The sequence below is a fragment of the Mesorhizobium sp. M1A.T.Ca.IN.004.03.1.1 genome (assembly GCF_003997555.1).
Lineage (GTDB): Bacteria > Pseudomonadota > Alphaproteobacteria > Rhizobiales > Rhizobiaceae > Mesorhizobium.
On sequence record NZ_RZTV01000918.1, the window covers coordinates 1 to 243 of the forward strand.

The 243-nt window shown below is 56.0% G+C and carries 1 riboswitch.

The features are described 5' to 3' along the window. Positions 1–130, forward strand: a riboswitch (TPP riboswitch). Positions 131–243: the final 113 nt, after the last annotated feature.

Here is a 243-nt window from a genome sequence, read left to right on the forward strand (position 1 = left end):
GTATTCACCAGGGGTGTCCCGGCAAGGGGCTGAGATTCTGCTGAACAATACGGCTTTGCCTGTTGTGGCGCAGTGACCCGTTGAACCTGATCCAGTTCATACTGGCGTAGGGACGGTGCAGACGCTGCGGCTGTCGGGCGGGATTTCGCTTTGTCGCATGAGGCGTCTTTCCATCATTCCAACACTGGAACTGGGTCTCCAAACGTCAAACCTTGGAGCCTCACCCATGAATATTGTCGCACC